The following is a 13,971-nucleotide window of genomic DNA, read 5'->3' as shown; positions in this document are numbered from 1 at the left end:
TTCTTTTTTACTACTCACCAATTGCCGGTAACAAATATTCCTGTACAATTGTATCCACCTGTGAATGTGCATAAGGCTTATTATATGCTTTTGCTGTGATGACTATCACAAGAGGTATTTGGGTAAATACAATAATTTTATTTCCTCCGTTTCCGCTTGACTGATACGTTTCAAAAGTCTTGTTTTCTACGGTATACACTTTTCTCCAAAACAGATATCCATATCCGTCGAAGTCTTTTTTATCCGCAAAATAATTGGTAAATGTTTTTTTGATCCAACCTTTATCGAGAATGTTGACATCATTCCAAATACCATTATTTTTATACAGCTGTCCGAATTTTGCAAAATCCAAAGCACGCATACGCAAGCCGCCTGCTAATGAAGGTTTTTGCTGGGGTGTATATTGCCATTTATAATGAGTAATACCCAGCGGATGAAACAGTTTTTTATCGGCGTATTTTTCTAAGCCTTCAGGGACGGATTGGTCAAGAATACCTCCGGTGACAACTACTCCGGCTGTAAAATAGTTCCAGTTTTTTCCGATTTTATCTTGTGTCATGGGCAGATCTAATGCGAATTTTACCCAATTATCGGTAGGGTACATATTTTCTTCATTTCCGGGAGAATCATTGTCATTATCGTTACCATCAAAGCCAGAACTCATCGTCAACAGGCTTTTAATAGTGACACTATCTTTTTTGAAAGAATAATTTCTGAATTGTTCTAAATTATAAAATTCCTTCAGGATTTGATTTTCATTGTTGAGATAACCTTCTTTTATGGCAATTCCCATGAGAGCAGAAGACAAAGATTTGCCTACAGATCGTGTATCCTGCAAAGTGTCTCTTCCGGAATGATTAAAATATTCTTCCAGAATTAGTTTGCTGTTTTTTATTACAACAATTCCTGTAATATCACGGAATCTGTTTTCTGCAATTTTTTTATTTAAAAGTCTTATTTTTTCTTGGTCAAACTTATCTTTGGAAACCTTCCATCCACTGTTCGGCTTTATCTTTTGAATGGCAATTTGCTGCTTGGAAATATTTTTTTGTGGGATGATTAATCGGATTTCTCCTTCTGCAATGACGTTTCCGAGCTTTAAAACCGCTGTTTTTAAATAAGGTCTGATTTCGATTTTCAATATATGGCTTCCTGTTTCCAAAGCATCAATTCCGCCATTGGCAAGATAAAAACGCATCCATAAATATTTTCCCCATGAATCTTCATTAGCAATGCTGATAAAAGGAATTCTAAAACTGGTCTTAAACTTTTTACTCTCCGCATTTCCTGCACCTGAGTTTACATTTTCTGTATACATTAGCTTTCCATCAACGTAAAAATTGAACTGATAATTTCCTTTTTTAAGAAGTTCATCGATAGTTAAAGTAGTATCCAGCTGATGTAAATAGTTGACCAAAGAGTTGTCCAGAAAAATACGGATATCAAAATCACTATCTTCTCTGAAGGTCATAGTTTCTAAAAGATCAGACTCTTTTAAGTTTTCCAGCGGAATAGCCTTATTTAAAAAAACAATCTTACGCAAATGGTTTTTCTGAACAGGATTTTCTATTTCCTCAGGAGTGAGAATGTTTTGACCTGAAGAAAAAACAGAAATTAATATCAAAGCAATAAGTAAAATAGATTTCATTTCAAATTTGATCTAAACAAAAATAGAAAGCTATTTTCAGAAAAAATAGAATGAAATTAACATTTTTACCTGCCTCTTAGAATTTGTCGGTATTTCAATGGTGTTAAACCCGTATTTTCTTTAAAACAGCGGATAAAATGACTTTGATCAGCAAAACCGCACTCAATGGCAATATGAGTCAGGGATTTGTCTGTGTTGAGAAGTGTCAAAGACTTTTCAATTTTCAGTTTCCGAATATAAGTTCCCAAATTACAATTGAAATACTTTTGAAAATCTCTGCTCAAATGCATCGGATGAATATCCAGAGTTTGGGAAAGATCTGGTAAATTCAGTTTTTCCGTAGCATTTTCATACAGGATTTCTTCAATCTGCTTTACCCACGCTGGTTTCTTTTCCCAGTGACCTTTTTGATCTGAAAATTGACTGAAAACATTTAATAAAAGTTGATTAAGAGATATTTCTAAAGAATCTCCCCTCATTTTTGCTTCTCGGAAAAGCTGGTAAAACAATAACTTTATATCTGGATTTTTGATAGTAAAGCTACCTTCTTTATACTTTATAAGTTCAAATTTCTCAAACCATTGCTCTGAAATTTCAATGTGAAATCCTCGTGTAAAAATATCAGGTTTTATATTGTAATGCGCATCTTGCCAATGGTGGTAGAGAAGACTTCCTGCTGAACAGTCATAAACTTCTTTTTTATTTCCTTCGGTCATATTTCCCTGGAGCAGAAATGTAAAGTAAGCATTCTCATGGTAATGCCAGTCGACATAAGGATGCGTATATTCAGTATCCGTAATGGTAAGGCCGTCCAAACAGATAGTTTCATTGGTTTGTCCGAAAAATTCACCATTACGAAGATTTTTCATTGTATTTTTTGTTTTAGATTTTTAATCTGTATATACATTCTGTTGAAGAATTTTTTCCTGTCTCTGTTTCCGGCGGTGTTTAGAGATTTGCAATTTTTTATTTGATGTTCAAAATAGCTGAGTGTTTCCCTACAGGTTTTGGCATCGCTGATCAGAATATATCCAAACATATTGGCAGGTAAAGCAAAAAGTGATTGTCTCGGGTGGTGAAAAAAGATATCATTGGAAAGGTGCATCAGCTCGTTTTCATACAAATGAAACTTTGGATTATTTTCGGTTTTCTCTTCAATATATTCTATCAATTCTTTTACTTCTTCCAGAATAATGTTAGCCTCATTTTTCAATAAAAGCCTGGTTTCATAATAAAATAAAATCTGCTGCAAAATACTGGAAACCGTCATATCATTCCACAATTCCACAACATGTTGTGCTTCATATTTTTCCCTTAATTTTTTGGTGTTGAGTTCAAAATCGGGAGGTGAGAATTGCAAAAAAGGGATAAAAACCTGTTTTGCATTAAGCAGATTCATCCAGACGTAAATCTTGAAACGGGAAAGTAACGTATCTGAAAGCGTATAAAAAAACGGAATATCTTTCGCGGAATAATAAATGGTCATTCCATCAGAAAGGGGAAGATTTTCGAACACACTGAGATTGTTTTTAAAAAAAGACTGTAAATCTTCCACATGGGTCACAGCGCTGGTTTTTTGAACTAAAATCTGATGGTCTGATGTGATAAACTGGTTGAGCGAGATCTGGTAATATTTTGCCAGTTCCAACGCTTCCTCAAAACTGAACTTTGCCTTCAGAGACGTTCTCCTATGAGCTGCATCATAGCTTATATTAAGGATATTAGCAATTTCGTCATTCAAAGATTTTTCCCCGATTCTTCTACGGATCTCTTTAAGCAGAAGTTCCTGATACATGCTTTTGTGATTTTCACAAATGTACTCAAATATTTTAATTTTTTTCCGCATTCGGATTTGTGTTTTCTACAGATACTTTTGAAAAAGAATTTTAAAATAGTAAGCTATGAAAACAAAATTTTTATTCATCATAGGTCTTTTATCCAGCTACTTAGTGTTTGGACAAGACAGTTTGCGGATGTTCAGGCTAAAAACGCAGTTCATTGCTTTTACCCCTTTAAAAAATGAAATTGAAAAAGTAAATGGGCTGACGGTAGGGTTAGGTTTTGATTCAAGATATGCTCCTAATACCCAATCCAATTTTCAAAAGGTGAATGGACTTAATCTGGATATAAATCCCTTGGGGTTTTTAATCTGGATGTTTTATGATCCTTCAAGAATTGCCTTTAAAGAAGCCTATTTACAAGTTAATGGAATTAATATTTCCGCTGCAGGATATGTAAGAGGGGTTAATCATAACGGAGTCAGCCTTTCCATGTACAATTATGGAAATACAATGAACGGTATGTTGGTTTCTGCCATTACAACGGATATAGAAAAAGGAAACGGAGTTTTAATTTCCGGATTAGGGATTTCCGCAAAAGAATTGAAAGGATTGAGTATTTCTATATTTAATGATGCCAATACCTTAAAAGGGATGCAAATTGGTTTTCATAATAAAGCAACAACGGGGAAGGGATTACAGATTGGAATTGTAAACAAATCAGACAAACTTAGAGGGTTACAGATCGGATTTTGGAACAAAAACGGAAAGAGAAAACTGCCTTTGGTTAATTGGAATTTTAAAGCTAAAAAATAATGAAAACACTTCCATACCTACTTATAGGAATTAGATTTTTAATGGCTCCTATTATTTTATTATTGAGCTATTTTAAAGGAGAAGAGTCAAGAACTTTACTATTGATTCTTATGTATTTCGGCTTGCTGACTGACATTTTTGATGGGATTATTGCCCGTAAAACCGGTGTTTCTTCAGAAAAACTGAGAAGACTGGATAGTCAGACCGATTTAATATTCTGGCTTTCATTAGGATTTGCTTCGTATTTTATCAATCCGGAACTCATCAAAAAAGAATGGGCAGGAATTCTTTTGATATTAGTGATGGAATCGTTATGCTACATCATCAGTTGGTGGAAATTTGGTAAAGAAACCTGTACGCATGCTTTCTTATCAAAAATGTGGGGAGTAAGCTTGCTGATTGCATTGACTTATTTGATAGGATTTCAGCAAGCAGGTTGGGCATTTAATCTGGCCGTAGGACTGGGATTCATCTCACATCTTGATGTTATTTTAATTGTCTTATTGCTGCCGAAATGGCAATACGATGTCCCCAGTTCCTATCATGCCTGGAAAATTCGGAAAGGCAAAGAGCGAAAAAAAACGATTTTCTTTAATTAATTCATATTTAATGCATAGTTTTTTAAATGAATAATTGGTAAATGATTTTTTAATTAAGACAGCGTAATTTCATCATTGCGCTGTTTTTTTGTAACTTTGCGGACATTAATTTTTACACAAAAATTTATCATCAGCACATGAAAAAGCGAACCATTAAAGAAATCCTACAGGATTACAAGAAAGTATTACATCATGACATTACGGTTAACGGTTGGGTAAGAGCATTCCGTTCCAATCGTTTTATAGCACTTAATGATGGTTCTACGATTAATAATTTGCAGATCGTTGTTGATTTCGAAAATTTTGACGAAGAGATTATCAATAAAATAAGTACGGCTTCTTCTCTTAAAGTTGTGGGGGAAGTAGTAGAAAGTCAGGGAGCCGGGCAAACCGTAGAGATTGTGGCTAAAAAGATAACTATTTTAGGAGATAACTTTACGGAAGAGTTGCAAAGTACCATTCTTCAGCCTAAAAAGCACAGTCTGGAAAAGCTTCGTGAGCAGGCACACTTAAGATTCAGAACGAACTTGTTCGGGGCTGTTTTCAGAGTACGTCATGCCGTAAGCTTTGCCATCCACTCATTCTTCAACCAAAGACAGTTCTTCTACATTAATACACCTGTGATTACAGGAGCAGATGCAGAAGGAGCGGGAGAAATGTTTGGAGTAACCAACTTTGATCTGGATAACATTCCAAGAACGGAAGACGGAGAAATTGATTTTACACAGGACTTTTTCGGAAAGAAAACCAACTTAACGGTTTCCGGACAGCTTGAAGGAGAAACGGCTGCAATGGGATTAGGTAGAATTTATACATTCGGTCCTACTTTCCGTGCAGAAAATTCCAACACAACCCGCCACCTTGCGGAATTCTGGATGATCGAACCGGAAGTTGCCTTCAACAACCTTGAAGATAATATTGATTTAGCAGAAGATTTCTTGAAATATGTCATCCAGTATGTTTTGGATCACTGCAAAGATGACCTGGATTTCTTAGATAAGCGTTTTGCAGAAGAGCAGAAATCAAAACCAGAGAAAGAAAGAGCAAAAGAGGGTCTTATTGAAAAGCTTCAGAATGTAGTGGCAAAGCGTTTCATGCGTGTAAGTTATACAGAAGCTATTGAGATCTTACTGAACTCTAAAGAAAATAAAAAAGGGAAATTCCAATACCCGATTGAGAAGTGGGGAGCAGATCTTCAGTCTGAGCACGAAAGATTCTTAGTAGAGAAACACTTTGAAAGCCCGGTAGTTTTATTTGATTATCCAAAAGAGATCAAAGCATTCTACATGAAGCTGAATGAGGACAACAAAACAGTTGCGGCTATGGATGTTCTTTTCCCTGGAATCGGGGAAATTATTGGAGGCTCCGAAAGAGAAGCGAGATTAGACGTATTGAAGCAGAAAATGGCGGAAATGCATGTAGATGAGCATGAATTATGGTGGTATCTCGATACCAGAAAATTCGGTTCTGTACCTCATGCAGGCTTCGGATTAGGATTAGAAAGACTTGTTCTTTTTGTAACGGGAATGACGAATATCAGGGACGTGATTCCTTTCCCGAGGACCCCGAAAAATGCTGAATTCTAGATCATTAAAAAAGCCTTAAAACATTGTTTAAGGCTTTTTTGTTTATTTTTCAATAGTTTATTTAGTGAATATTAGAATGCAAAAATCATGCTAAAAGTTATTTTTCTCGAATAAATTCATTAAATTCGTAAAATATGTTATGTTAAAAACGCAAATAGGTATATGCTTAAACAACACTTACAACTCAAATTAGGACAGAAGCTGGCGCCTCAGCAAATCCAGTTGATGAAGCTGATTCAGCTTCATACATTGGAGTTTGAAGAGGAATTGGAGAGGGAGTTAGAAGAAAACCCTGCTTTGGAAATTGTAAAAGAAGACTCCAAAGAAGATGAGTACTCTTCTCTTGAAGATGCCTATCAGGATGAAGGAACAGAAAGCATTGAAACTGATTTTGATGTAAACGAATATTTGTATGATGATGAACCGAGCTACAAAACGGCATCCAGCAACTATTCTCCTGATGATGAAGAATTTGATAATGAAAGCCTTCTCACGGAAGGTCAGTCTCTGTACGACTATCTGCTGGAGCAGATCCACCTTATTAATATTAGCGAAGAAGATTTAAAAATTGCCGAATACCTGATTGGAAATCTGGATACGGACGGATATCTAAGAAGAGAAATCAAATCTATTGTTGATGATCTTGCCTTTTCACAGGGGATTTATACCACTAAAGAAAAAGTGGAGGATATTTTAGAAAATTATGTTCAGAAGCTTGATCCTGCCGGAGTAGGAGCAAGAGGCTTACAGGAATGTCTGCTGCTGCAGATAGAGAAAAAAGTAAGCTCAGATAAGGCTATTTCTTTGGCTGCTAATATCCTCAGACATCAGTTTGATGCTTTAACGAATAAGCATTATAATAAAATCATCCAAAAATATGATATAGAAGAAGATGATCTTAAAGATGCGCTGGATGAAATTTCAAAGCTGTCTCCGAAAGTAGGGGGTAATTTTGATACACAAACAATTACAATCAACCAGGAAATTATCCCGGATTTTGTTATTCAGGTGAAAGACGGACAGGTAGTTCCTTTATTGAATAGCAAAAATGCACCTACTTTAAGGGTTTCAGAAGAATATAAAGATATCTTATCTACCTATTCTCATGATAAAAATTCTGCGGAACATAAGCAGGCTGCATTATTTATCAAACAAAAGCTGGATGCGGCAAAATGGTATATTGATGCGATCAATCAGCGTCAGAATACTTTGCTGCAAACGATTAATGCTATTGTGAAGTTTCAGAAAGATTACTTTATCACAGGAGATGAAAAATCCTTAAAACCGATGATCTTAAAAGACGTTGCGGATATTACAGGGTTTGATATTTCTACCATTTCAAGGGTGGTGAAAAGCAAATATGCAGATACCCCTAACGGAATTGTTTATCTGAAGGATTTATTTTCGGATAGCTTGACTAATGATGATGGAGAAGAAGTTTCTACAAAAGAAATTAAAACTCATCTTCAGGAAGTTATCAATAAAGAAAATAAGAGAAAACCTCTTACCGATGATGCGTTAGTGGTGATCCTGAAAGAACAGGGGTATAATATTGCGCGAAGAACAATTGCCAAATACAGGGAACAGCTTAACATTCCCGTGGCTCGATTAAGAAAAGAACTTTAATTCATAAAAAAAAGCATTTCGACCAGAAATGCTTTTTTATTTATTTTAATTTTTAAGAGTATCTATTTCCTTTAATTGCTTCAGATTTTTATCAAGTTTTCTAAGGATAATTCCATACACCAATCTGTAATAAATCCATACGAGAAGAACACTTAATCCTGTACTTACCACAACCAGAATCATGAAACGGGTAAGAGTGGAATTGGTAAGCTCAATATGCTGCGCATTAAGAACATAAAATACAAAGCATACCAGAATAGAGGTAAATGCAATTAATAAAACAATATTGGTCAGGATAAAAGCATTGACCGTTTTTTTGAATCGTATAATGTTGATAATGAATCTTTTGAGATTTTCTTCAATCTTTATAGAGCGGTAATTCTGATAAAATTTATAAACAAAATAAGCAGTTACCGATAAACTTAAAATTTTCAAGACCAGATAGATATCATCGAAAGTCTGTTCCAGTTCAGGAGTGTTCTGTGCTCCTAATTTTTTTAAAATATTTAAGAAACTGTTGGAATCTTTATCCTGTATAAGATAGAATAATCCTGCAACGGTAAAGAATAGGAATTCTGCAACACTGATCCAGAAAATATATTTCACATAATTACGCGATTTCCTGTTGAGCATCTGTAAGATCTCGTTGTCATCATACTTTTGCTGAACAGGTTGTTCCTGCCATGTTTTCTTAAAGCTGTCTAAATCAAAATCAGGCATATTTTTCCATCTGTTCTTTAAGGGTTTTCTTTAATCTGTTCATTTTCACACGTGCATTTACTTCGGTGATCCCGAGGTTTTCTGCAATATCCTTGTAAGGCAAATCATCCAGATACATCATTACGATAGCTCTTTCTACATTAGGAAGCGTTTTGATCACAGTGTACAGAAGAGAGATCTGTTGCTGTTTTTCATCATCATCTTCCACAAAATCTCTGTGGTTGATGTCCAGTTCGTTGGTAGGAAGGCTTTTGCTTTTTTTTCTGAAAAGAGTAATGGCTGTATTAAGGGCAACACGATACATCCACGTAGAGATTTTTGAATTTCCTTTAAAAGAATCATAGCTTCGCCAAAGCTGCAAAACAATTTCCTGGAAAAGATCTTCCTCATCTTCCAGGGAATTGGTGTAAAGACGCGAAACTTTAATAATCAGTCCCTGATTATCTTTGATAAGCTGCGCAAATTCTTTTTCTCTAGAAATCAATGTAGATGTAATAATTGCACGAAGATAATAATAATAAGTCAATTGTAACTTTAGCAAATCGTAAATTTGTGAAATCACGAAATCATTAAATCACAAATTGGCCTTTCATTTTTTGAGCTTTATCTTCTTCGAAATTTCACAGTTTTTGGGTTTTACATTTTCACTATCTGAAAACTAGTACTCATAACTTATAACTAATTCGTATCTTTGCATCCGCGAGAAAGTCGGCTTGTTGATTCCTGTTTCGGCAGGGGTAGGAAAGTCCGGACACCGTAGAGCAGCAAAGCGGATAACATCCGTCACCCGTGAGGGTAGGACAAGTGCAACAGAAAGCAAGTACAGTTCGGCTGTAGTGAAACCAGGTAAACTCTTTGTGGTGCAATGATAAGTATATCGGTTCTTTTCAGCAATGAAAATAGGAGTTGCTCGCTCTGAAAGCCGAGGGGTAATCAGCTCAAGTTTTGCAGCAATGTAAAACGCAGATAAATAACAAGCGCTTCCTTCACGGAAGTACAGAATCCGGCTTACAGATTTTCTCGTGATTTTTACTCATTTTCCAGCTGTTCTTTAGCCTTTTGCAAATCCTGTCTATCCTGTTTTGAAAGCTGGGGATATTTCAGATTCATTTTTTCCAGGGTATCAATGATGATCTGTATGGCAGCCACTCTGGCAAACCATTTATCATCCGCAGGTAAAACGTACCATGGAGCATATTCCTTTGAAGTTTCGTTAATTGCAGTTTCATAAGCTTTCATATATTCATCAAATAAAGCTCGTTCCGGGAGATCTCCCAGAGAAAATTTCCAGTTTTTCTCCTGTTCATTGATCCTGTCTAAAAACCTTTGTTTTTGTTCTTTTTTGGAAACATTTAAAAATATTTTTACAATAGTTGTTCCGTTCTGGGAAAGGTGTTTTTCGAAATTCCTGATGCTTTCATATCTGTTTTCCCAAAATTGAGTGTCAAAATCTTTTACGGAATTCCAGGTTTTCTCACTCAGATTATATTCAGGGTGAACCTTACATACTAAAACGCTTTCATAATGAGACCGGTTGAAGATACCGATCATCCCTTTCTGGGGTAGGGCAAGGTAATGCCTCCATAGAAAGTCGTGAGAATATTCTTTTGTACTTGGAGCTTTGAAGCTTGTAACATTGCATCCCTGCGGGTTTACTCCTCCAAAAACATGTTCGATGAGGCTGTCTTTTCCGGCGGCATCCATAGCTTGTAAAATAACCAGAAGAGATTGGCTTCCGTCTGCATACAGTTTTTCCTGAAGTTCACGAAGCTTTTCTTTTTCCTGGATCAATAATTCTTCTCCTTCTTCTTTAGTTAGTTTTCCTTTATATTCTGTAGATGTTTTTGCTATTGAAAATTTTCCCTTTACCAGGAAGTCATCAGAAAAGTTGGTGTCCATATTATTTTTTGTTTAATTAAATGTAATAAAAAAACCGTCTTCAGAGAGACGGTTTCATATTTTTTTAAAAAAAGTAAAGCTTATTTTGCGGCAGCTACTTTTTTAGCTTGTCTTGCAGCTTTCTTTTCAGCCTTAGCAGCAGCTTTTTGTTCTGCCGGAGTTAATGGCTTAGGTTCAGGAGCATTAGCATCTACAGTACCTTTGATGTAGATTACGCTTCTGTTATTTGCCGGGTCGTTAGAGAAAACTTCAATCATTTTGTTGAATCCTCCATTGATAGCCGTATTGTAACCAACTTTAATCTTAGCTGATTTTCCTGGCATGATAGGGTCTTGGCTGAATTCAGGAGTTGTACATCCGCAAGATGGTTTTACGTTAGAAATAATAAGAGGCTTATCACCAGTATTAGTTACTGTAAAGAATCTTGTTCCATCAGCGTTGGGTTTGATAGTACCGTAATCATAAGTGGTTTTATCAAAAGTGATGGTTTGTGCAGATGCAAGAGCAAATGTTCCAAATAGTGCAATCCCTGCAATTAATTTTTTCATATTCTTGAATGTTAATATGTTTGTTAGATAAATTTTGAGAAACAAAGTTAAAAATTATTTTAATTCATACTTGAATTTTTTTTTCTTTAAGTATTTTTGCAAATTGTAAGCCAAAGAATTAGAATTTATGCAGATTTCAGAAAAGTACAATCCACAGGAAACTGAACAAAAATGGTATAACTACTGGTTGGAGAATAAATACTTCCATTCAGAACCCAATGACAAACCTCCGTATACCGTTGTAATTCCTCCGCCAAACGTTACGGGGATCTTACACATGGGGCATATGCTGAACAATACCATTCAGGATGTTCTGGTCCGCCGTGCAAGAATGCAGGGCTTTAACGCCTGTTGGGTTCCGGGAACAGACCATGCTTCCATTGCGACTGAAGCTAAAGTGGTTGCCAAACTGAAATCGGAAGGAATCAATAAATCGGATATTACCCGTGAAGAGTTTTTAAAACACGCATGGGAATGGACGGATAAATATGGTGGAACCATCCTCGAGCAGTTGAAAAAATTAGGATGTTCATGCGATTGGGACAGAACCCGTTTCACTATGGAAGACAAGCTTTCCCAGCAGGTCATCAAAAGCTTTGTTGATCTATATAACAAAGGTCTTATTTATAGAGGATACAGAATGGTTAACTGGGATCCTGAAGCTAAAACCAATATTTCTGATGAAGAAGTAATATTTAAAGAACAGAACGGAAAATTATATTTTCTTAAATATAAAATTGAAGACTCGGAAGAATTCCTTTCAGTAGCTACCACACGTCCTGAAACGATCTTTGGGGATACCGCTGTTTGTATCAACCCCAATGATGAGAGATATGCCCACCTGAAAGGCAAAAATGTAATTGTACCTATTGTGAACAGAGTGGTTCCGATTATTGAAGACGAATATGTGGATATTGAATTTGGAACAGGTGCATTGAAGATTACTCCTGCACACGATACCAATGACTATGAGATCGGGCAGAAACATCAATTAAAAATGATTGATGCTCTGGATGATGATGCCAACCTTAATGAACACGGATTGCATTATGCAGGAAAAAACAGATTTGAGGTTAGAAAACTGATTGCAAAAGAGCTGGAGGAAAAAGACCTTTTACTAAAAGCTGAAGATTATGTAAATAAGGTAGGAACATCGGAAAGAACAGGAGCAGTTATTGAGCCTAAAATTTCCGTTCAGTGGTTCCTGAAAATGTCTGAAATTGCTAAGCCTGCATTGGATGTGGTGATGGATGATGAAGTTAAATTCTATCCGGAGAAGTTTAAAAACATCTATAAACACTGGATGGAAAACATCCGTGACTGGAATATTTCCCGCCAGCTTTGGTGGGGGCAGCAAATTCCTGCATATTATTATGGAAGCGGAGATGAAGACTTTGTTGTCGCTGAAACTAAAGAAGAAGCTTTAGATTTAGTTAAAGAAAAAACGGGGAACCAACAACTGACAATCGACAACCTGAAACAAGACCAAGATGCCCTTGATACATGGTTCTCATCATGGTTGTGGCCAATGTCTGTTTTCGACGGACTGCTTGATCCTGAAAATAAAGATATTAATTATTATTACCCGACTTCTGATCTGGTAACTGCTCCGGATATTATCTTCTTCTGGGTAGCGAGAATGATCATGGCCGGATTGGAATACAGAAAAGAGGTTCCTTTTAAAAATGTTTATTTTACAGGAATTGTAAGAGATAAACAGAGAAGAAAGATGTCCAAGTCATTAGGGAATTCACCGGACCCATTGGAATTGATGGAGAAATACGGAGCAGATGGAGTTCGTGTAGGAATCTTATTGAGTTCTGCGGCAGGAAACGATCTTCTTTTTGATGAAGAACTTATGCTTCAGGGAAGAAATTTCATGACGAAGATCTGGAACGCTTTCCGTTTGATCAATATGTGGAATCATGAAGACAAACCGGCTAATTCAGCAGAAACACAGACGATAGAGTGGTTTGAAAATAAACTCAATAAAACAATTGCTGAAATTGATCAACAATTTGAGAAATTCAGGATTTCAGATGCTTTACATTTGATCTATAAATTAATCTGGGATGATTTCTGTGGTTTATATCTGGAAGCAATCAAGCCTAATTATGGGGAAGGAATTTCTAAAGAAGTATATGACAGAACTATTGTATTCTTTGAAGAATTAATGAAGTTACTTCATCCGTTTATGCCATTCTTAACAGAAGAATTATGGCAAATTATTTCTGAAAGAAACATAGATGAAGCATTAGTTATTGCCCAACAGAAAAAAGCCGGAGCATTTGACGAAACAATCATTAAAAACTTTGAAACAGCATCTGAGCTGATCTCAGGTGTTAGAAACTATCGTCAGACAAAAGGTATCTCACCTAGGGAATCTGCTGATATCTATACCAATGCTTCAGCATTTGCCAATGAAGCTGTAATCAGAAAGCTGGCTAACGTTTCTGAGATTCATTTCGGAGAAAAAACAGATAAGCCGAGTTTCACTTTCCTTGTAGGAGCAACTGAAGTTTCCATTCCGTTAAGTGAAAACTTAGACTTAGGAGAGGAAAAACAAAAAACAGAGGAAGAATTAAAATATTTGAAAGGCTTCCTGATCTCTGTTGAAAAGAAACTTTCCAATGAAAAATTTGTAGCCAACGCAAAACCCGAAATTGTAGAAGTAGAGCGTAAAAAGCAAAAAGATGCTCAGGATAAAATTGCCATTCTGGAAGAGAAGCTGAAAAGCTTATAAAATTTTGC

12 protein-coding genes and 1 other RNA gene are annotated in these 13,971 nt (G+C 35.9%); 6 read left to right on the top strand and 7 right to left on the bottom strand.

The genetic code is table 11. The features are described 5' to 3' along the window. Positions 1–10: 10 nt before the first annotated feature. The 3 genes from EGI05_RS06840 to EGI05_RS06830 all read right to left on the bottom strand — a co-directional run bounded on the left by EGI05_RS06840 (position 11) and on the right by EGI05_RS06830 (position 3,443). Positions 11–1,648, bottom strand: a complete 1,638-nt coding sequence (locus EGI05_RS06840) for a serine hydrolase domain-containing protein (RefSeq protein ID WP_123262289.1) — start codon at positions 1,646–1,648, stop codon at positions 11–13. Positions 1,649–1,713: 65 nt separating this feature from the next. After that, positions 1,714–2,517, bottom strand: coding sequence for a helix-turn-helix transcriptional regulator (locus EGI05_RS06835; RefSeq protein WP_123262288.1), 804 nt, complete (start codon positions 2,515–2,517; stop codon positions 1,714–1,716). Then, positions 2,514–3,443: a helix-turn-helix domain-containing protein gene (locus EGI05_RS06830; protein ID WP_123262287.1), complete on the bottom strand. Its 930-nt coding sequence runs from the start codon at positions 3,441–3,443 to the stop codon at positions 2,514–2,516. The genes EGI05_RS06835 and EGI05_RS06830 overlap by 4 nt, the downstream gene beginning before the upstream one ends. A gap of 106 nt (positions 3,444–3,549) precedes the next feature. Between EGI05_RS06830 and EGI05_RS06825 the strand changes: the two genes are divergently transcribed. The 4 genes from EGI05_RS06825 to rpoN all read left to right on the top strand — a co-directional run bounded on the left by EGI05_RS06825 (position 3,550) and on the right by rpoN (position 8,053). Continuing rightward, positions 3,550–4,242, top strand: a complete 693-nt coding sequence (locus tag EGI05_RS06825; protein WP_123262286.1) for an LA_2272 family surface repeat-containing protein — start codon at positions 3,550–3,552, stop codon at positions 4,240–4,242. Beyond that, positions 4,242–4,841 (top strand): CDP-alcohol phosphatidyltransferase family protein, encoded by a 600-nt coding sequence (locus EGI05_RS06820; protein WP_123262285.1) that lies wholly within the window; start codon positions 4,242–4,244, stop codon positions 4,839–4,841. Before EGI05_RS06825 ends, EGI05_RS06820 begins: the two co-directional genes overlap by 1 nt. 137 nt (positions 4,842–4,978) lie before the next feature. After that, positions 4,979–6,427, top strand: coding sequence for an asparagine--tRNA ligase (gene asnS / locus EGI05_RS06815; protein ID WP_123262284.1), 1,449 nt, complete (start codon positions 4,979–4,981; stop codon positions 6,425–6,427). A 162-nt stretch (positions 6,428–6,589) separates the two neighbouring features. Beyond that, positions 6,590–8,053, top strand: coding sequence for an RNA polymerase factor sigma-54 (rpoN, locus tag EGI05_RS06810; protein ID WP_123262283.1), 1,464 nt, complete (start codon positions 6,590–6,592; stop codon positions 8,051–8,053). A 45-nt stretch (positions 8,054–8,098) separates the two neighbouring features. Here the strand turns inward: rpoN and EGI05_RS06805 are convergent, their stop codons facing one another. Together EGI05_RS06805 and EGI05_RS06800 are read right to left on the bottom strand one after the other, a co-directional pair. Continuing rightward, positions 8,099–8,773: a beta-carotene 15,15'-monooxygenase gene (locus EGI05_RS06805; protein WP_123262282.1), complete on the bottom strand. Its 675-nt coding sequence runs from the start codon at positions 8,771–8,773 to the stop codon at positions 8,099–8,101. Beyond that, positions 8,766–9,257: an RNA polymerase sigma factor gene (locus EGI05_RS06800; RefSeq protein ID WP_123262594.1), complete on the bottom strand. Its 492-nt coding sequence runs from the start codon at positions 9,255–9,257 to the stop codon at positions 8,766–8,768. Before EGI05_RS06800 ends, EGI05_RS06805 begins: the two co-directional genes overlap by 8 nt. A 216-nt stretch (positions 9,258–9,473) precedes the next feature. Between EGI05_RS06800 and rnpB the strand changes: the two genes are divergently transcribed. Further along, positions 9,474–9,800: RNase P RNA component class A (gene rnpB / locus EGI05_RS06795), an RNA gene on the top strand. A 2-nt stretch (positions 9,801–9,802) separates the two neighbouring features. Here rnpB and EGI05_RS06790 read toward each other — a convergent pair. Together EGI05_RS06790 and EGI05_RS06785 are read right to left on the bottom strand one after the other, a co-directional pair. After that, positions 9,803–10,672, bottom strand: coding sequence for a polyphosphate kinase 2 family protein (locus EGI05_RS06790; protein ID WP_123262281.1), 870 nt, complete (start codon positions 10,670–10,672; stop codon positions 9,803–9,805). An 80-nt stretch (positions 10,673–10,752) separates the two neighbouring features. Then, a complete protein-coding gene (locus EGI05_RS06785) occupies positions 10,753–11,220 on the bottom strand; it encodes a DUF1573 domain-containing protein (protein ID WP_123262280.1) in 468 nt (155 codons plus the stop codon). Positions 11,221–11,347: 127 nt separating this feature from the next. Between EGI05_RS06785 and EGI05_RS06780 the strand changes: the two genes are divergently transcribed. Then, positions 11,348–13,963, top strand: a complete 2,616-nt coding sequence (locus tag EGI05_RS06780) for a valine--tRNA ligase (protein WP_123262279.1) — start codon at positions 11,348–11,350, stop codon at positions 13,961–13,963. Positions 13,964–13,971: the final 8 nt, after the last annotated feature.

It is taken from the genome of Chryseobacterium daecheongense, assembly GCF_003729955.1.
Lineage (GTDB): Bacteria > Bacteroidota > Bacteroidia > Flavobacteriales > Weeksellaceae > Chryseobacterium > Chryseobacterium daecheongense.
The sequence above is the reverse complement of the archived record's forward strand: the minus strand, read 5'-3'. Positions and strand labels throughout refer to the sequence as shown.

Excerpts from the sequence above, each read along its gene's own strand:
- EGI05_RS06835 (WP_123262288.1), bottom strand. The coding sequence starts at position 2,517 with ATGAAAAATCTTCGTAATGGTGAATTTTTCGGACAAACCAATGAAACT.
- asnS (WP_123262284.1), top strand. The coding sequence starts at position 4,979 with ATGAAAAAGCGAACCATTAAAGAAATCCTACAGGATTACAAGAAAGTA.
- EGI05_RS06780 (WP_123262279.1), top strand. The coding sequence starts at position 11,348 with ATGCAGATTTCAGAAAAGTACAATCCACAGGAAACTGAACAAAAATGG.
- EGI05_RS06830 (WP_123262287.1), bottom strand. The coding sequence starts at position 3,443 with ATGTATCAGGAACTTCTGCTTAAAGAGATCCGTAGAAGAATCGGGGAA.
- EGI05_RS06805 (WP_123262282.1), bottom strand. The coding sequence starts at position 8,773 with ATGCCTGATTTTGATTTAGACAGCTTTAAGAAAACATGGCAGGAACAA.
- EGI05_RS06840 (WP_123262289.1), bottom strand. The coding sequence starts at position 1,648 with ATGAAATCTATTTTACTTATTGCTTTGATATTAATTTCTGTTTTTTCT.
- EGI05_RS06790 (WP_123262281.1), bottom strand. The coding sequence starts at position 10,672 with ATGGACACCAACTTTTCTGATGACTTCCTGGTAAAGGGAAAATTTTCA.
- EGI05_RS06825 (WP_123262286.1), top strand. The coding sequence starts at position 3,550 with ATGAAAACAAAATTTTTATTCATCATAGGTCTTTTATCCAGCTACTTA.
- rpoN (WP_123262283.1), top strand. The coding sequence starts at position 6,590 with ATGCTTAAACAACACTTACAACTCAAATTAGGACAGAAGCTGGCGCCT.
- EGI05_RS06785 (WP_123262280.1), bottom strand. The coding sequence starts at position 11,220 with ATGAAAAAATTAATTGCAGGGATTGCACTATTTGGAACATTTGCTCTT.
- EGI05_RS06820 (WP_123262285.1), top strand. The coding sequence starts at position 4,242 with ATGAAAACACTTCCATACCTACTTATAGGAATTAGATTTTTAATGGCT.